General features: G+C 58.7%; 14 protein-coding genes. 10 read left to right on the forward strand and 4 right to left on the reverse strand.

Annotation, left to right across the window (positions count from 1 at the left end):
• Positions 1 to 17: 17 nt before the first annotated feature.
• Entirely contained in the window at positions 18 to 1,373 is a 1,356-nt protein-coding gene (locus C7378_RS15605) for a thymidine phosphorylase (RefSeq protein WP_131998819.1), read from the reverse strand.
• A gap of 3 nt (positions 1,374 to 1,376) precedes the next feature.
• Positions 1,377 to 1,796 carry a cytidine deaminase gene (locus C7378_RS15610; RefSeq protein ID WP_131998821.1) on the reverse strand — a complete coding sequence of 140 codons (420 nt, stop codon included), beginning with the start codon at positions 1,794 to 1,796 and terminating at the stop codon, positions 1,377 to 1,379.
• Positions 1,797 to 1,827: 31 nt separating this feature from the next.
• Between C7378_RS15610 and C7378_RS15615 the strand changes: the two genes are divergently transcribed.
• From C7378_RS15615 to C7378_RS15655, 9 genes are all read left to right on the forward strand, one after another.
• Positions 1,828 to 4,161, forward strand: a complete 2,334-nt coding sequence (locus tag C7378_RS15615) for a chemotaxis protein CheW (protein ID WP_131998823.1) — start codon at positions 1,828 to 1,830, stop codon at positions 4,159 to 4,161.
• Complete coding sequence (locus tag C7378_RS15620; protein ID WP_131998825.1) at positions 4,152 to 4,634, forward strand: chemotaxis protein CheW; 483 nt, start codon at positions 4,152 to 4,154, stop codon at positions 4,632 to 4,634. Before C7378_RS15615 ends, C7378_RS15620 begins: the two co-directional genes overlap by 10 nt.
• 26 nt (positions 4,635 to 4,660) lie before the next feature.
• Entirely contained in the window at positions 4,661 to 5,032 is a 372-nt protein-coding gene (locus C7378_RS15625; protein ID WP_131998827.1) for a response regulator, read from the forward strand.
• A 5-nt stretch (positions 5,033 to 5,037) separates the two neighbouring features.
• Complete coding sequence (locus tag C7378_RS15630) at positions 5,038 to 6,123, forward strand: protein-glutamate methylesterase/protein-glutamine glutaminase (protein WP_131998829.1); 1,086 nt, start codon at positions 5,038 to 5,040, stop codon at positions 6,121 to 6,123.
• Positions 6,123 to 6,947 (forward strand): CheR family methyltransferase, encoded by an 825-nt coding sequence (locus C7378_RS15635; RefSeq protein WP_131998831.1) that lies wholly within the window; start codon positions 6,123 to 6,125, stop codon positions 6,945 to 6,947. Before C7378_RS15630 ends, C7378_RS15635 begins: the two co-directional genes overlap by 1 nt.
• 60 nt (positions 6,948 to 7,007) lie before the next feature.
• Positions 7,008 to 11,702, forward strand: coding sequence for an Lhr family helicase (locus C7378_RS15640; RefSeq protein ID WP_131998833.1), 4,695 nt, complete (start codon positions 7,008 to 7,010; stop codon positions 11,700 to 11,702).
• A gap of 2 nt (positions 11,703 to 11,704) precedes the next feature.
• A complete protein-coding gene (locus C7378_RS15645) occupies positions 11,705 to 12,562 on the forward strand; it encodes an Fpg/Nei family DNA glycosylase (RefSeq protein ID WP_131998835.1) in 858 nt (285 codons plus the stop codon).
• Between the two features lie 120 nt (positions 12,563 to 12,682).
• Positions 12,683 to 13,591, forward strand: coding sequence for a signal peptide peptidase SppA (gene sppA / locus C7378_RS15650; protein ID WP_243648296.1), 909 nt, complete (start codon positions 12,683 to 12,685; stop codon positions 13,589 to 13,591).
• A 66-nt stretch (positions 13,592 to 13,657) separates the two neighbouring features.
• On the forward strand, positions 13,658 to 13,990 hold the full coding sequence (locus tag C7378_RS15655; RefSeq protein WP_131998839.1) for an HU family DNA-binding protein: 333 nt from the start codon (positions 13,658 to 13,660) through the stop codon (positions 13,988 to 13,990).
• 65 nt (positions 13,991 to 14,055) lie between these two features.
• Here the strand turns inward: C7378_RS15655 and pgeF are convergent, their stop codons facing one another.
• On the reverse strand, positions 14,056 to 15,099 hold the full coding sequence (pgeF, locus tag C7378_RS15660) for a peptidoglycan editing factor PgeF (RefSeq protein ID WP_243648297.1): 1,044 nt from the start codon (positions 15,097 to 15,099) through the stop codon (positions 14,056 to 14,058).
• 363 nt (positions 15,100 to 15,462) lie between these two features.
• Positions 15,463 to 16,878, reverse strand: coding sequence for a sigma-54 dependent transcriptional regulator (locus tag C7378_RS15665; RefSeq protein ID WP_131998841.1), 1,416 nt, complete (start codon positions 16,876 to 16,878; stop codon positions 15,463 to 15,465).
• Positions 16,879 to 17,067: 189 nt separating this feature from the next.
• On the opposite strand from C7378_RS15665, the gene C7378_RS15670 reads away from it, so the two are divergent.
• Positions 17,068 to 18,267, forward strand: a complete 1,200-nt coding sequence (locus C7378_RS15670; protein WP_131998843.1) for a hypothetical protein — start codon at positions 17,068 to 17,070, stop codon at positions 18,265 to 18,267.
• Positions 18,268 to 18,344: the final 77 nt, after the last annotated feature.

The raw sequence follows: 18,344 nt of genomic DNA on the forward strand, positions 1-18,344 counted from the left end.
TCCGGTAAAAGACAATCCTAAGGGCGAAGCGGCTTTTCGAGAAATTGAATTCTGTTTTCGGCTGTGATGATCTGTTTGATAAGCGGCTGTGATGCCCGCGGCATATCTTCAATTACGAATGCCCGGCTGAGGATACTCACGGCCTCCTCGATATGATCTTCGCTGCTGCCGAAGAGCGTGAGTAGCGGCTGACCTGCCCCCAGATGGCTGCCGAGCTTTGCATGCATCTCGATGCCCGCGTGTGGATCCACCGGTTCACCGACTCGCTCGCGCCCTGCTCCGAGGCGTTGGACTGCCCATCCTACGGCCGTGCAGTCCACGTAAGAAAGATAACCCTCTCTATTCGCTATATATTCGCGTCTTGCCTTTGGCGCGTGGAAGGAGGCGACATGATCGAACACTCTCACGTCGCCACCCTGCGCGCGAACCATTTCAAGAAAAATAGAATGCGCCTTGCCGCCAACCAGAAGCGTCTCCGCCACCGCATAGCCCGTCTCCGGGCCGTCGGCTTGGCCGCCAAGGTGGAGCATCCAGCCGGCCAGAGTCAGCGACAGTTCGCGCAGGTCTTCATTGAGTGGGTGGCGCTCATTGCGGAGCATTGCAACGGCTTCTGCAATCTCCACCCAGTTACCCGCAAAGCAGCCGAGGGGCTGATTCATGTCTGTCAGCAGGGCGGCGGTGCGGGTTCCGGCCCGCTCTCCTGTATCGACCATCAAAGCGGCCAGAAAGAGAGCCTGCTCCTGATCTTGAAGGAAAGCGCCGGTGCCGGTTTTCACGTCAAGCACCAGAGCATCGAGCCCGGCAGCGAGCTTTTTACTCATGATCGAAGCGCAAATCAGGTAAGGACTCTCGACGGTAGCCGTCCGGTCCCGCAGTGCATAGAGGATACGGTCGGCCGGAACCAGATTGGCGGTCTGCCCGACGATGCAGGCTCCGCAATGCGCAAGCACGCGCTTCATCTCCTCGGGAGAAAGGCTGGTCCGGTAGCCGGGGATACTCTCCAGCTTGTCGAGAGTGCCGCCTGTATGCCCGAGGGCCCGTCCACTGATCATCGGATCAACCAGGCCTGCAGCGGCTACGATGGGCGCCACCATGAATGACGTCTTATCTCCAACGCCTCCCGTGGAATGCTTGTCTACGGAGACGCCCCCGAGTCTCGAGGGATCAAATTTACTGCCGGAATCACGCATAGCAGCAGTGAGCGTAGCCAGTTCATTGGGCGCAAGCCCACGGTGAAAGACAGCCATCAACCATGCGGCGAGCTGCTCTACAGGAATCGTTTCGCGGGCGGCTCCCTCAACCAGAAATTCGATCTCTGCATGAGACAGTGGTTCGCCGTCGCGAGTCTTGCGAATGAGATCGACCGGGTGCATCGCCTATCGTCCTTCAAGAGTAAAGCGCAGCGGAAAGAGCTCGGCGAAGGAGATCGCCGTCATCCCCTCTCCATCCTGGAAGAAAACCATGGCGTCTGGCTGGGCAAACTCCGCCAGCACCTGACGGCATGCCCCGCACGGTGGGCTGGGCGCGTGGTTTTGATTGGCCACTGCCACCGCCATTATCTTCCGGCCTGCGCCACTTTCGCTAATGGCGCGGAAAAGGGCATTGCGTTCGGCGCAACTGGTCAGCCCGTACGAAACATTTTCGACATTGCAGCCGGTAATCACGGCTCCATCGTCGAAAAGCAGGGCTGCCCCCACATGAAAATTTGAATAAGGGGCGTAGGCCCGCGACGCTGCCTCCTCGGCGGCGGACCGCAGCCGAGCGATCATTTCCGGCGCCAATCGCAGGGTAACCATCGACCCTGAGGCTAATGGCTGCGGACACAGGATGCAAGCCTCGCGGGTCATCCTTCTCAAGTTCCTCATCATCTTTCCCGATAACCTATCCGTGGACGACCTTACACGCGAATTTCTGATTGAAAGCCAGGAAGGCCTTGACCGCATGGAGCGGTGCCTGACCGAGCTTGAAGACCGCCCGGATGACCGCGAGCTGATTGCCGATATTTTCCGGTCGGTTCACACGATTAAAGGCACCACCGGCTTCCTCGGCTTTGTGCGCCTTGAAAAGCTGGCCCATGCAGGCGAAAACCTTTTGGGACTGCTGCGTGATGGTAGGTTGCGCGCGACGCAGGAAATCATCAGCGGACTACTGGCACTGCTCGATGGGCTGCGCTCGATCCTGGACTCAATCGAGTCGGACGGGAACGAAGGCGGGGGCGGCGATGATGCAATGATCGAGCGGCTTGTCGTGCTGCAGCAGACTGAGCCAAGCAATACCTCAGTCCAAGCATCACCACCCCAGAAGCGGAAGAAGAGTACCCGGAAGAGTCGCGCCAAGCAGCCGCCCGCGCAGGCAGCTGAAACAACAGCAGCGCTCGCAGTATTACAGTCGCTTGAAACAACAATTGATTTACCCGCAAATGGAGCCCAGGACTCTGCGTCGGGTGGAACCGCGGCCAGGAGCGCTACCGCGGACTCCACCCTCAGGGTAGATATTGACCTGCTCAACCGCATGATGAATCTGGTGGGTGAGTTGGTGCTGACGCGCAACCAGATTCTCCAGGCTACAGCTACCGACGCCGGCTTTGCGCTGCTCTCGCGCCGTCTCGATATGGTCACTGCGGACCTTCGCGAGTCGGTGATGAAGGCGCGCATGCAGCCCGTGAGCCACGTCTTCGCCAAGTTTCCGCGGATGGTGCGGGATCTCTCGCAGATGCTCAACAAGCGGGTGGTTCTCGAAATGGAAGGGCAGGAGACGGAGCTCGATAAGGGGCTGCTCGAGGCGATCAAGGACCCTCTGACCCATTCGGTGCGTAATGCAATCGACCACGGCATCGAAATGCCGGAGGTGCGTGAGCAGTCAGGAAAGAGCCCCGAGGGCACGCTGCGCCTGCGAGCCTATCAGGAAGGCAGCCATGTGCTGATCGAGGTGTCCGATGATGGTGGCGGCATGCCCGTCGAGCGCATCCGTGACAAAGCCATCGAGCGCAAGCTCATCAGTCGCGAAAAGGCGGCACAGCTCTCCGAGCGCGAACTGATGCAGCTGATTTTCCTGCCGGGCTTCTCCACTGCCGAAGCCATCACAAACGTTTCAGGCCGTGGTGTCGGCATGGATGTGGTTCGCACCAATGTCGAAAAAATCGGCGGCAAGGTTGAGATTGAGAGTCGCCCAGGCAAAGGAACCACGCTGCGGCTGCGTATTCCGCTGACGCTCGCGATCATTCCTGCACTGATTGTCAGGTGCAAGAGCAATAGCAGCTCCGGTTGTCTGCAGCAGAGTTTTGCGTTGCCTCAGGGAGCGTTGCATGAGCTTGTACACCTTTCGGCGGATGAGGCCTCAACGGCGATCGAGTGGATCGAAAACGCCGCGCTCTATCGGCTGCGAGGCAAACTGCTGCCGCTGGTTTTTCTCGATAGCCTGCTAGGCCACGGCGAGGGCACTCCTGCACATGCCGGCCGTAGCGGCGAAACCTATATCGCCGTACTCAATGCCGATGGTCGCCACTACGGATTGGTCGTCGATGGCCTTGCAGATCCTGAAGAGATAGTAGTGAAGCCGTTGTCCTCTGTGCTCAAGCAGATTGCACTCTTCTCAGGTGCGACGGTTCTTGGCAATGGAGAGATGGCGCTCATCCTCGACCCCGGAGCGATCGCGGCCCGCGCAGGCATCCGCCTGGCCGAGGAAACTGAAGATGTAGAGGAGCGCAGGGAACTGACCACGGGCACTTCGGACGAGTATCTGCTCATTGAGGTCGGCGTTGAACAGGCGGCTCTTCCTCTTTCAGATGTACTCCGCATCGAGCGCCTTCCGCGTTCAAAGATGGAGCGGCTGCGCGGGCGGCCAGTGCTTCGCTTCGAGGGCACGCTGCTGCCGGTCGAGGACTCGGCAGGTTTGGCGAATGGAGATGTCGATGGCGAGATGACGGTTGTGGTGTGCCGCGATGGAGAAAGGCACGTCGGAATTGCCGTCACGCAGGTGCTCGATGTGGCCGCGGGAAGCACACTCGCCGAGGCGGGGACTGAGGCGTTCGCTGCCGGCGTCACACTGCTCAAGGAGCGAGTCACCGGAGTTGTCAACCTCGCGCGTGTGCCCGCGCTCCCGCCGATGGAACTGCTGCCATCGCAATTTCCGGAACAGGAGTTTGCTGAGGCATGGCAATGACAACAAAAGACAGCTCCACCACAGCAGTAACAGCGTCGGGGGTACTTGAGGTATGTTCGGTGCGTGCGGGCGATGCGCTCTTTGGAGTGCCGATTATGCGCGTGCTCGAGATTCTGGGCAAGCAGACGGTACAGACGGTGCCGCTCGCTCCCGCTTATATCGGGGGCCTCGTCCACTATCGCGGCGAGGTATTGACGGCGGTGTCCTTGCGTCAACTGCTTGGCCTGAGCCTCCAGGACGGGCTCTCCGATGTACTGGTCTTTGAGGGCTGGGACGGCTACTTCGGGCTGATGGTAGATGCCGTGGGCGAAGTAAGCACCGTTTCATCAGAAAAGTTCGAGGCAAATCCTTCGACTCTTGAAGATCGCCACAAGGCACTTTTCGCAGGCACCTATAAGCTCGACGGCTCGCTTCTCGTGATGCTCGATCCGGATCACTTCGCCCCCGATCAGCTGGCCGAGGTAGAAGGATAAAAATCAGCGGTACCCAGAGGATCTTCATGCGCGCGCTCATTGTTGATGATTCCCGATTTATTCGCGACTATCTCGCGTCACTGCTGGAAGAGCAGGGAATCGAGTGCACCGGCACCATCAACGGACAGGAAGGGCTGGACTGCATGAGGCGATCCGGGCCTTATGACCTGGCTTTGGTGGACTGGAATATGCCCATCATGGGTGGCTTGGATTTTGTCCGTGCCGTCCGCGCTGATCACGGTTACGACACGATGAAAATCGTGATGGTCACGACAGAGGCGGACAATCAGTTTCTCGAAGCGGCGCTTGATGCCGGGGCGAATGAATATCTGATGAAGCCATTTGACGAGATGGGATTGATGGACAAGCTTGAAATGATTGGCGCGATCGGAGACTAGCGGGCATGCCAATTCGCGTTCTGCTTGTCGATGATTCCGCGGTCATGCGGACCCTGCTCCGAAGGGTGCTGGCTGGCGATCCCTCCATCACACTTGTAGGAGTAGCTGCCGATGGCGTCGAAGCAGTTGCTCAGGCGGCTGCTCTGAAGCCGGACATTATTCTGCTCGATATTGAAATGCCGCGCATGAATGGACTTGAGGCTCTCGAGGCATTGCGGGCGCAGGGATCACAAGCCAGGATCATCATGTGCAGTACTTTAACCCGGCGCGGCGCAGGTATAACGCTCGAGGCACTGGCACGCGGTGCGACCGACTATGTGGCCAAGCCTACAGCGGCGAACGGCCCCGAGAGTGCGCTTCGAACGCTGCGTGAAGATCTACTGCCGAAGATTCACGCGCTTTCCGGCCGCACTGCCTGGCCGACAACCATTCGACAGGTTTCCATCCCTCCCGCTGCGGTTCGGATCAACAGACTTCGCGCCGTTGTAATCGGTGTCTCAACCGGAGGGCCGGCGGCTTTGGAAAAACTGCTTCCGGGCCTGCCTTCGCTATTCCCGCTTCCTGTTTTGATTGCGCAGCACATGCCGCAGGTCTTTACTTCTCTGCTCGCGGAGCGGCTCAACGGACTGTGTGCCTTGCGTGTATGCGAGGCCTCGGCAGGAATCATTCCCGAGCCTGGGCATGTCTACATTGCGCGCGGTGACTGGCACCTGGAGGTCCTGGAAGGCGTAGCCTCGCGCGCGCCCCGCCTGCAGCTATCGCAGGTTGCAGGGAACGACTTCTGCCGCCCGTCCGTCGATGTGCTCTTCCGGTCTGCCGCAGCGGCCTATGGTGCCGGTGTGATCGCCGTGATGCTCACCGGCATGGGCTCCGATGGGCTTGAGGGGGTTCAGGTAGTACGTAGCCGCGGCGGCTGCGTCATCGCGCAGGATCGTGCTACCAGCGCTGTCTGGGGCATGCCCGGCGTGATAGTCGAGGCTGGCCTTGCAGACCGGGTGCTCGCGCTTGACGCCATTGCCGCAGAGTTGGTTCGGCTTGCGCTCCCTGCTTCTCGCTTTTCCCATCCCGCTTTCAATGGAGCTGCCGTTTGATGTCTTCGACCGAGCAGGACCTCAGCTATCTTCGGGACATAGTACGTAATCATTCAGCAATGGTCCTCGATCCTTCGCGCGATCACCTTTTCGAGACCAAGCTTTATCACCTGATGCGTTCTGAAAATCTGGGCACTCTTGGCCAGCTTGTGCAGTCTCTCCGTATGCGTTCCAGCCCTCACATGGAGCGGTCGATTGCCGAAGCGATGACCATTAATGAGACCAGCTTCTTTCGCGATCTTCGCCCCTTCTGCTTAATGGAAAGCGAACTGTTGCCCCGGTTGATAGCGAACCGTCGCAGGGAGCGTCATTTGCGCTTCTGGAGCGCTGCCTGCTCCAGCGGACAGGAGGCGTATTCGCTTGCCATGCTCCTGCTGGACAAGTTTCCTGAACTCACAACATGGCGGGTTGAGATCGTTGGCACCGATCTCAGCGCAGAGATGGTCGAGCGTGCCAATGCGGGCAAATATCTTCGCATCGAAGTAAATCGCGGACTGCCTGCACGATATCTGCTGTCCTACTTTGACAAGGGCGAGGATGACTGGACGATCAAACCGCACGTGAGGCGGCTCTGTTCCTTTCAGCAGCGAAACCTCTGCGCCGCTCCCTGGCTCTTTGAGCGCTACGATGGCATCCTGTTACGCAATGTGCTTTTCTACTTCTCCGATGAGACCCGCCGCCGCTTGCTGACGCGCGTACATCAAATGCTGGCCCCGGATGGCTTTCTCTTTCTCGGCGCCAGCGAGCAGGCCAGCCTGCCGGAGCTCTGGAAGCCGGTACTCAGTGATCGGGCGTGCTATCACGTCCCTGTTCCACAGCGCTGATCTGTTTTTGTTCCCGTCAAAGCTCCGGGCGCATCTCAAGCTTATGCGAAGTATGCTCAGATGAGTGCCCGCATGGGAGCTAAGTCCAAAAAGAAGAATTCGGATACCGCGCTTGCTCTTTTCCATCCCATAACTGCGGCATGGTTCAGTGCAGTCTTTGACCAGCCAACCGCGCCCCAGCGGCTGGGATGGCCGGCAATTGCGCGCGGAGAGAACACGCTCATCCTCGCCCCGACTGGCACGGGCAAGACCCTCACCGCTTTTCTCTGGTGCCTTGATCGTTTGATGCTGCACCGCAAGCAGGCTGAGCCGAGCGGATGCCGGGTCATTTATATCAGCCCCCTCAAAGCGCTTGCGGTCGATGTTGAACGTAATCTACGCTCTCCGCTCGCCGGGATCGCAAACATGGCTCGCCAGGCGGGTATCCCATTTCACCAGCCGGAAATCAGTATCCGTACCGGCGATACATCGCAGAAGGATCGCAATCGCTTCCGCCGTCATCCGGCTGAGATTCTCATTACTACGCCGGAGTCGCTCTACCTGCTGCTCACTTCAGAGGCAGCTGCCTCTCTGCGCATGGTCGATACTGTCATTCTCGATGAGATTCACGCCCTCGTACCCACCAAGCGTGGCGCGCATCTGGCGCTGAGTCTGGAGCGGTTGCAGGCAATCGTAGAGGGACGTCTGCAGCGTATCGGCCTCTCCGCAACGCAACGGCCGCTGGAAGAGGTCGCGCATTTTCTGGCTGGCGCAGAGGCGCGCACTAACCAGTCGGACGCAGCTGTATCTCCTCCCGAAGATGCCTGGACAGGAACGACGGAAGACAGGGCGCCTGTCTATCGGCCAGTGACCATCATCAATGCGAGTGAGCCGAAACGCTTGGAATTAAAGATTGAAGTGCCGGTCGAGGATATGGCGCGGCTCGGGCAGCAGGAGGAGTTGCCCAGCGGGGCAGCTTCGCAGGGACCAAAGCGGACTTCTATCTGGAGCGCCATCCATCCCCGCCTGCTGGAAATTGTCCGCGATCGGCAATCGACGATCATTTTTGTAAACAGCCGCCGCATTGCGGAGCGACTGGCCGGCGCGCTCAATGAACTGGCAGATGAACAGATTGCACGTGCCCATCATGGCTCCCTGGCGGCCGCACAGCGTTCAGAAATTGAAGAGCTGTTGAAAGCCGGTGCGATCAAAGCTCTGGTTGCGACCTCGTCACTGGAACTCGGCATAGACATGGGCGCCGTGGACCTGGTCATTCAGATTGAAGCGCCTCCGTCTGTTGCGAGCGGCATGCAGCGCATCGGCCGCGCCGGGCACCACGTTGGCGCGGCGAGCGAAGGTATTATCTTCCCAAAATATCGCGCAGATCTTGTTGCCTGCGCCGCAGTGACCCGGGCGATGCACGAGGGGATGGTTGAGTCCACCCGCTTTCTGCGCAACCCGCTGGACGTACTGGCGCAGCAGATGGTCGCCATTGTTGCACAGCCGCCATCAAGTGCGTTGCCTCGGAAGCGTGGGCAGCCCCCGCCGGAAGCCCAGATTTCTGCCGATGCACTCTATAGCCTCGTGCAGGGGGCGGCGCCATTTGCCGGTCTCACACGCGCGGCTTTTGAGGGGGTGCTTGACCTGCTGGCGGGCCGTTATCCTTCGGACGAATTTGCCGAGTTGCGCCCCCGTGTGACGTGGGACCGCGTGAATAACCTCATTACTCCACGACAGGGCGCTAAGATACTCGCCATCCTCAATGGGGGCACGATTCCCGATCGTGGCCTGTATGGTGTGTTTCTTTCAGGTGCAGAAGGCAAAGCCGTACGGGTTGGCGAACTCGACGAAGAGATGGTCTTCGAGACCCACACGGGTGACACATTTATCCTTGGCGCTTCTACCTGGAGAATCGATGAGATTACCCATGATCGCGTGCTTGTGTCTCCTGCCCCCGGAGAACCAGGCAAGATGCCGTTCTGGCATGGCGATGCAGCGGGACGTCCGTTGGAGTTTGGCCGCCGCATTGGGCAGTTGGTCCGTGAACTGCGAGAGCTGCCGCGCAACGCAGCTTTGAGCAGGCTCACGAGAGAGCACGACCTTGCGCCGGTGGCGGCTGAGAATCTGCTGCGTTATCTTGCCGATCAGGAAATCGTAACCACCGTTGTTCCAGATGACCGCACCATCATCATCGAGCGCAGCCGCGACGAATTGGGAGACTGGCGCGTTTGCGTGCTCACACCTTTTGGCAGCCGTGTACACGCGCCATGGGCGATGGCAGTCAACGGACGCATTCGAGCTGCCGGTGGCCCCGATGTTGAGACCATGTGGGCCGATGATGGCTTCGTTCTACGCTTTCCGGACACGGATACGCCGCCGGACGCAGACATGCTGCTGCTCGAAGCGGCCGAGGCGACGGAGCTGGTTTTGAGGCAACTTGGCTCGACGGCATTGTTCGCCGCGAAATTTCGCGAGGCTTCGGCGCGCGCTCTACTTCTTCCGCGCCGCCGCGCGCAAGGACGGGCTCCGCTGTGGCAGCAGAGAAAGCGTGCCTACGATCTGCTTTCAGTGGCAGCGCGATATCCATCGTTCCCCATGCTGCTGGAGGCGTACCGCGAGTGTATGCGCGATATCTTCGACATGCCGGCCTTTCTTGAAATTCTCCGTGCCGTGCAGAAGCGTGAAATTCGTGTGCATGTCGTCGATTCGCGCACGCCCTCGCCCTTTGCCTCCTCACTGCTCTTCAGCTATGTCGCGAACTATATCTATGATGGCGACGCTCCGCTGGCTGAACGTCGAGCCCAGGCGCTCTCGATCGATCAGGATCAGTTGCGTGATCTGCTCGGGGATGCTGACCTGCGTGAACTGCTGAACGCCGATGCAATCGCGGAGGTGGAGGAGCAGCTGCAGGGCGTGGGTGAAACACAGCGTGTGCGATCCGCTGACGGAATTCATGATCTGCTGCTGCGTATTGGAGATCTTTCACGGGAAGAGCTCGCGCGTCGTCTCGCATCGCCTGACCTGATGTCTTCTATCGAGCGCCTGCTCCGTGCGCGCCGCCTGCTCGAGGTAAGGATAGCCGGCGAGAAGCGCCTGCTTGCTGTAGAAGACGCAGCGCGCTACCGCGATGCCCTGGGGATTCCTCTGCCGCCGGGAATTGCCGGGCCTCTGCTGGAGCCGGTTGCTGCGCCGGTTCTCGAGATTGTGCGGCGCTTTGCTCGAACTCACGGACCCTTCACGTTGAGTGAAGCGTCCCAGCGGTTCGCCCTTGATCCTGTGCAGGTAGAGGCGTCCTTACGCAAGCTGATGCTCGATGGGCGCATTATTGAGGGAGGATTTCGTCCCGAGGGCATGCATCGCGAGTGGTGCGATGTAGAGTCACTCCGGCTCATCCGGAGAAAGTCGCTTGCACGTCTGCGGAAAGAGATCGAACCTGTCGAACAGCAGATGCTCGCGCGGTTGAACACTCATTGGCAGGGTGTTCTGCAGCGCAGGCGTGGCCTGGATGCGCTGCTCGATACGATTGAGCACTTGCAGGGGGCCCCGATGGCAGCATCACTGGTGGAGAGCTCGATCCTGCCCGCACGTCTGATGAATTATCAGCCGGGAGATCTCGACACGTTGATTGCCGCAGGCGAAGTGATATGGAGCGGGCTTGACTCTCTTGGTGAGCGCGATGGCCGCATCGCTCTCTACCTCGCGGATGCGATGCCAACGCTGCTCCCGCCCCGCGGCGCCTCGCGTACTCCGCTCCCAGCACGGGAGCAGGCTCTAGTCGACCAGCTTTCCCAGGGCGGAGCTGCTTTCTTCGCACAGCTTCACGATGCAGTGGGGGGAGGTTATCCGGGCGAGACATTGGACGCGCTATGGAGTCTCGTTTGGCGCGGCCTCGTCACCAACGATACCTTTCACGCGCTGCGCGCTTATATCGCCAGACCTGCTGCAGCGCGGCCCGCAAAGCGACAGCATAACCTTTCAGCCTTTCGATCGCGTCGAACCACGCCCCCCAGCGCGCAGGGTCGCTGGACTCTCTTACCTGCCAGTGCGACAAAACTGGCATCGCCAACGGAGTGGAGCCATGCAATCGCGCAGCAGCTTCTCAATCGCTATGGCATCCTTACCCGGGAATCTGTTGCGCAGGAAGATCTCCCCGGCGGGTTCAGCGCTATTTACGATGTGTTGAAGGCGCTTGAAGAGGCCGGCCGCATTCGTCGCGGATATTTCGTAGCAGGACTGGGTGCGACACAGTTTGCCATGCCTGCAGCTGTCGATCTGCTACGCTCCTTGCGCTCCGGCGGCCCGCCGGAAAAGTCCGAGATTGTTGCTATCGCAGCAACCGATCCTGCAAATCCCTATGGTGCGGTGCTGCGGTGGCCCGCCGTCGAGGTGACCGAAGAGGATTCCGACGTGCCCAGGGTGCTAACCCGCAGCGTCGGGGCGAGCGTCGTCCTGCGCAACGGGGAACTCCTCGCTTATTTGCGCCGCAATAATCCAAATGTGCAGATATTTCTACCGCCGGAAGATCCGGAACGTACCAACGCCGCGCGCGACCTGGCTCGATTCCTGGGCGAGCACGTGCAGGCGCTGATGCGAGAGAGTGAAGGGGAAGCACGTCAGCGCGGAGGAATGCTGATCTCGACAATCAACGGGCGGCCGGCGCACCAACATTGGATGGCGCGGTTTCTGCAGGATGCAGGCTTCCAGGCCGCTCCACTGGGCTTTAACCTGCGGCGCATGCTGCCGCCAGTGCAGGCAGCTTCGCGGGACGTGCAGTAGTTATGCCTGAAGGAGATACCATCTTCCGTTCGGCGCGCGCTCTGGGCCGAGCTCTTACAGGCCACCGGGTGGTGGCGTTTGATACCGCCTATGCGCCTCTCGCGAGCGTCAACGATAACACCCCGGTTGCAGGACGCACGATTGAGCAGGTGGAGTCGCGCGGAAAGTGGCTGCTCATTTATTTTTCCGGCGATCTCATCCTCGTGACTCACATGCTGATGAAGGGAAGCTGGCACATCTACCGTCGCGGCGAGCGCTGGCGACGGTCGCGCCAGCACATGCGCCTGGTTATTGCCACAGAGGAGTTTGAAGCAGTTGCATTCGATGTTCCGATTGCTCGCTTCCATACCGCCCGCTCTCTTGAACGCCAATCGGCGATTCCAAGGCTAGGTCCGGATCTGCTCGGCAGCGGATTTTCAGAGGGTGAAGCCGCAATTCGGCTGCGAGCCCGGGGAGATGAGGAAGTAGCGGTGGCCCTGCTCAATCAGCAGGTAATGGCCGGGATCGGAAACGTCTTTAAGTCGGAGATATGCTTCGTCTGTGGTGTGCATCCTTTTCGCCGCGTCGATGCGCTGACCCGGACCGAAGTCGATTGTCTTATCGATAAGGCGCGTCAACTGCTGGCGTTGAATGTCACCGAGACGTCCGGGGATGGGATGATCACGTATACAGGCGCTCGTCGCACGACCGGCGCCGCCGATCCGGGGGCGAGACTCTGGGTTTATGGCAGGCAGGGACGCCCCTGTCGCCGTTGCGGCGAGAGTGTCCTCATGCGCAAGCAGGGCGCTCAAGCGCGATCGACTTATTGGTGTCCACGGTGTCAGCCAATAGAGGAACAGGCAGATCGAGCCAGGTGGTGAAAGCCCACCCAGTTAAGGACGATTGATGCAAGCTGCCGCTCACCGTGCCAAGGGTTTTACGCCTCCTCCGTCGGGAGCCACAAAGGCGCCATCGGTGCTAAACTCGCGGCTATGAATGAAATGAAGCGGCATTCAGGCTGGTTCTGGCTGCTGATTGGCGCTGGGTTGCTTTTTGGCCTCATTGTGGTCGCCTCCGTGTTGGGTTTACTGGCTCTACACTCGTTCGATTCCGGGGGTAGCTTTGCTTCGATCGGCGGTGGCAACGTGGGCGTCATTGATATCGACGGCGTCATCATGAGCGCAGATAGCACCGTCGACCAGCTTCGCAAGTTCAATGACGACGACTCCATTAAAGCGATTGTGATGCACATCGATTCTCCGGGCGGCGCTGCTGCGCCCTCGCAGGAGATATACAACGAGGTCATCCGTATACGTAAGGAGCATAAGAAGCCGATTGTCGCTTCCATCGAAAGTGTAGGGGCGAGCGGCGCTTACTACATCGCCTCGGGCGCCAACAGGATCTACGCAAACGATGCCAGCATCGTAGGATCGATAGGCGTCATCATGGAGTGGACGAACTACGGAGATCTGCTTAAGTGGGCAAAACTGCAGCCTGAGGTCATCAAAGGTGGCAGACTTAAGGATGCGGGCTCTGCCGACCGCCCCATGACTCCGGAGGAGCGGGCCTACTTTCAGGGGCTTGTCGACAATATGCACGCGCAATTCATTCGCGACGTTGCCGCCGGACGCGGGATTAAGCCGGATCAGCTGAAACCACTGGCCACGGGGCAAGTCTGGACTGGGGAAGAAGCTCTCCCGCTGCATCTTATTGATCAGGCAGGCGGCTTCCGGGTCGCACTGCTTGACACTGCTCATAGAGCCGGTATTTCAGGAGAGCCAAATGTCATAAAACCGGCTCGCCACCACAAGACTATCCTCGATATGTTGACAACTGACACGGATAGTCTCTTCAGCGCACCCGAGCAACTGCTTGAAAAACATGCCGGTTTCTATTTTCTTTGGCGCTAAGATAGTATCTGGCTGCATCTACTATGGATAACAGGGCTTAGCCTTGTATTCTGGAGCACGACCAATATGACCAAAGCAGATCTGGTTGAAGAAATTACACAACTCGGAGATCTTACCCGCAGGGACGGGGAGGTGATCGTGGATACGATCTTTGACTCCGTGATTGGCGCGTTGCGGTCGGGGGACAAGATCGAAATTCGAGGTTTTGGCAGCTTTCGCATCCGGCAGCGTAAGCCTCGCATTGGCCGCAACCCTAAAACCGGGGCAAAAGTCGATGTTCCTGCCAAGCGGGTCCCTTACTTCAAGCCGAGCAAGGAGCTTCGCGACCTTGTAAACCCGCACGGGAGCGCTCCTGAGGATGGTGGGCAGGCTTCGCCGGCTGATACTTCTGCGGCCTGAGGTTGAACTTGTGCAAGCAGGTGCAGCTTATATGCCACTAGGTACCGCTGCACTTGCCGCCACTTTTAACCTCTCACGCCAATCACCGACATCATTCGCCCTGTAAATCCATGTTCTGCCCGGTGGGAAAAATACCGTCCGGTCTGGCAGCTTGTACATTCCCCGCTGACAAAGATGGCGTCCTCTGCGACTCCAGCGTCGAGTAGCTGCCGCCGATTCGCTTCCACAAGATCCAGATGAAGGCTGGGTCCAATGTTGCTGTGGCCAGGCGCCCGCGCGGTCAGGAATAGCAGCGGGTACTTTTCCTTGATGGGATCGGAGTCGTAGACGTCCCGGAACAGCTTCGACGCGTACTCGAATTGCGATTCGAATTCGCTCCGTACTTCCTCCCCTACGCTGTAGCAGCACTGGCCAATTCCCGGGCCAATTGCCGCGATCAGGTCTTCAGGGCGGCTGCCGAATTCAAGGCGCATGCGCCCGATTCCGCCTTCTACGATGCGCTTGAGCGTACCTCTCCAGCCGGCGTGGAATGCCGCTACGGCGCGCGTGCGGCGGTCTGCAACCAGTACAGGGATGCAGTCTGCGGTCTGAATGCCCAGCAATAGCCTCGCCTCGCCCGTCATCATTCCGTCTCCCTTCAGCGTCCTGGCCGCATCTTCGGGACGGACCAGCCGAGTCATCGAGGAGTGTATTTGATTGATAGTAAGCAGTTTAGGGGCGCTGCCTCTTCGTGCGCCGGCCACCATGCGCACCAGGGTTTTCCGGTTAGCGGTGACATTCCTGACCGTGTCAGCGGACGTAAATCCAAGATTCAGCTCACCCGTGTGGCGATCGGAACTGTAAGCGGTGCTCGCTCCCCCCACCCGGGTCGAAAAGCCGTGAAGTAGCCATGGAATCTGCTGGAACAGCGGCGATTGCACAATGGCCGGTCCCGCTTCCTTGACGGCAGCGCGCGAGCCTTTCGGCTTTGCTTGCTGCATCGGGTGCTTTGGCTGCCGTTCAAACCCGGCACTCATGAGGAGACGTCTGCCATGCTTCAGGCCTACGCCCGCCAGCAACTCATCTACGGCTTTCAGATCAGTATGGATATTCTTTTTTGCAGAAGGCATTCATCCACTAGTTTAGTGCAGTGGAGGGGTTGCTTGCCCCTAAAAGAGCGAAGGGGCCCGCTTTCCAGCGGGCCCGCTCAAGAGGCAATCATAGGTGGGAAGCCAAGGGTAGAAGTGGAAGAGGGTCCATAAATGGACGTAAAGCTGATAGACACAACGGTGAACAACAGATGAAGATGCCTCTTAGTGTTATTGATGTAGATTGCAAATTCATATCCAAAGTTGCACGGGTAAGTTAAAAAGATTGCAAGTTTGTAGATTCGCCTTCTGGCTGTTAAATGCGCTTCTGGCGGCGCGGCTGATCAATTTTTGGAGAATCATTATCCCTTTGGAGGAGTGTATGCCGGTACCTACATGTGGCATCTAAATACCACTTCTAGGCTTTAAGGCATCCCTGCCGCCTTCTTCCTTATTCATCAGTTGAATTTTGTTCAGGAGAGCTTTGTAGCTTACCTTTAGGCGTCGTGCTGCCTCCCGACGATTCCATTTGGTCTCCAGCAGCATCGCTCGTATTGCCTTCTGTTCTGCATCCCAGGCTGCTCGCCTGCCGATTTCGAGAAGGGTTGGCTCGGCGGCTAAGGGGGGCTGACTTTCAGAGGTGCTCTGGCGGTTGATTCCCCCGGTTTTGGATTCAGCCTGCTCGAGCATGTGGAGGGTCAGCTCCCGGACGATCTGGGTGGCGCCCCCTACGATCACGTAGCGTTTGACCAGGTTTTCGAGCTCTCGAATATTTCCCGGCCAGGAGTAGTTCACTAGAAAGCTGAGAACTTCGTCGGTGAACGGAGGGGCATGGCGTTCGTAAACCTTGGAGTATCGGGCGAGAAAGTGTTCAATCAGCCCGCGGATTTCATCTCGCCTTTCACGCAGGGGCGGAACGTGTACGGTGACGACATTGATTCGGTAAAAGAGGTCCTCGCGAAAAAGTCCCTCCGTGACGCGTTGCTCGAGCGGCTTGTTTGTGGCGCACAGCAGACGTACATCTACGTTGGTGTCACGCTTGGCGCCGAGGCGGGCAAATTGTCCGTCTTGTAGGACGTGCAGCAGCTTGGCCTGAAGGGCCGGATGCATCTCTCCAATCTCATCCAGAAAGAGTGTTCCACCATCGGCCAGCTCGAATTTGCCCGGTTTAGGCTGTTGAGCGCCCGTGAAGGCTCCGGCTTCGTAGCCAAAGAGTTCACTCTCAAGAAGCTCGTGGGGGATAGCCGCGCAGTTTACCTTTACGAACGGTCGATCGCGGCGCGCAGACTGGGAGTAGATCATTCGTGCGACAAGCTCTTTGCCCACGCCGCTCTCGCCGCGGATCAACACCGTCGCGGAGGTCGTAGCCACTTTTCCAACCGTTTCGAGAATCTCCTGCATGCGGGCGGAGGAACTGAAGCTGGCGAGTTCTGCTCCAGTCTGCTTGCCGGCACCGTTGTCAGCAGCCGGGATGGAGAAAATATCCTGCGAAAGCTGCTTTTCATCGAGCGGCAGCGTGAGCATTCGCTGCGCGCCGAGCCGGGCAGCCTCGAAGGCAGTCTCTGCGGAAGGGGGAGCGATGACCACGACCTTCAGGGACGGGAACTCGTGCAGCAGTCGTGCGAGTGTATGTGAGTCCTTCTCGACGCTCAGCATGAGTAACGAGGGGCAGTGGACGCGGACAAGGTCGCAAACGTCGGCCGAGACACCATCGAAGCGCTCGACGAGCCACCCGTGATAGCGCAAGTGCGCGGATAGCGTCAGGCGTGCTTTCTCCTCGCTGACAGCGACCAGAGCCCGCGGAAGTTTAGAGTCGGGCATTTGGCAATATCCTATTCTGAATCAGCAATTTCAGCACGATTCCGGTAAGCACGTTCGGTAGCTGCAGGCGGGAGCCGGGCAGATGCCTGCGAGCGCCAGGAGAAGTGACTTTCCGGCGTGAAATTAAACATGGTATGACGCGCTTGACCTGTATGCTGGAAGGGCATTTACCGCTCTGACGAGGCATCCTTGCACGCAAATAGAAAATCTCCGAGCCTTCAATGGAAGGATGCAGGACTCTTCCTTCTGATCTATTTTTGTTGGTTGCTGGGTGCAGAGACGCAGCTGCTGAAACATTTTTCGACACACGTTGCATGGATGCTCGATCTGGCTGCGGGCGTTGTGATTGCAGCGCTGCTGCTGTGGCTTCGATCCCGCGACAGAGAGCGTCCTGTATCAGCGAAATGGTTGTGGGCCTGCTGGGGCGCCCTGACGCTGATGTTCGTCGCCCTTTATCCGCTGGCGGAGAGGCGCATCTATGGCGGGGGATCGGATCGTGAAGACGCGCTGCGCGCTGCCTCACTCCAACTCGTGCATGGACATTTTCCCTACTACGTCCACACCTTTCTTGGAAATCCGATTTCTCCGCTTCCAGGAGCACTTCTGTTGTCCGCCCCTTTTCTGGCATTGAAGTATGTCGGAATCGAGAACCTGTTCTGGCTGGGTCTTTTCCTGTATGTCGTCGATCGCTTCTTCCGGAATCGCGCCGCAGTGCTGATTGCCGTGGCCATCATGGCGATTCTTGCGCTGGGGACGCTTGACGACTTCGTGGTGGGTGGAGACTTTTCAGCGAACTTCTATTATGTGTTGATCGCGGTACTTGTTTTCATAAAGACTCACGAGCGGGTCACTCCCGTGTGGCAGCAGGTTCTCAGCGAGATATTCCTGGGGATTGCGCTTTGTTCTCGTGCTGTCTATCTGGTGTTTCTACCCCTGCTTTTCGCCTATCTTCTGCAACAGCGCAAGTTCTGGATTGCGGCGCGCGCGGTTACGGTGCCCCTGCTGGTGGCTGCCGCACTGGCCCTGCCTTTCTACTTCTATGATCCGGCGCATTTTGCGCCGCTTCATATCGAGCACAAATTGGACTTCCTCCCTGTTGCTTCAAGGGCACTCGTCCAGAGGTTGCTGCTGCTGGCCGCGCTCGTCCCTGTAGTTGTCGGCTTTCTGGTGCGACTTACGACGGAACGAATTCTGCTGTTGGCAGGCATTTCGCTCGTTGTTGTTCTCGGGATTCCGGGCATCCTGGCAGGCATCCTCACAGGATTTGGCGGGGGGCCGTGGTTCCTGATCAGCTATGTGATCCCGGCGGTTTATCTTCTTGCGCTGTGGGGGACACTCCAGGTGGCTGCGCGCACGGAGGCCGCTGTTCCCGAGAAAGCAGCTGCATAGGGAGCTGCGGTTGATGAACTGAAAGCTGAGTCCCTCGCCCCTTCCGGGTTTGACGAAGGGGTTGCATGAATTCGGGG

Source organism: Acidipila rosea (genome assembly GCF_004339725.1).
GTDB classification, from domain to species: domain Bacteria; phylum Acidobacteriota; class Terriglobia; order Terriglobales; family Acidobacteriaceae; genus Acidipila; species Acidipila rosea.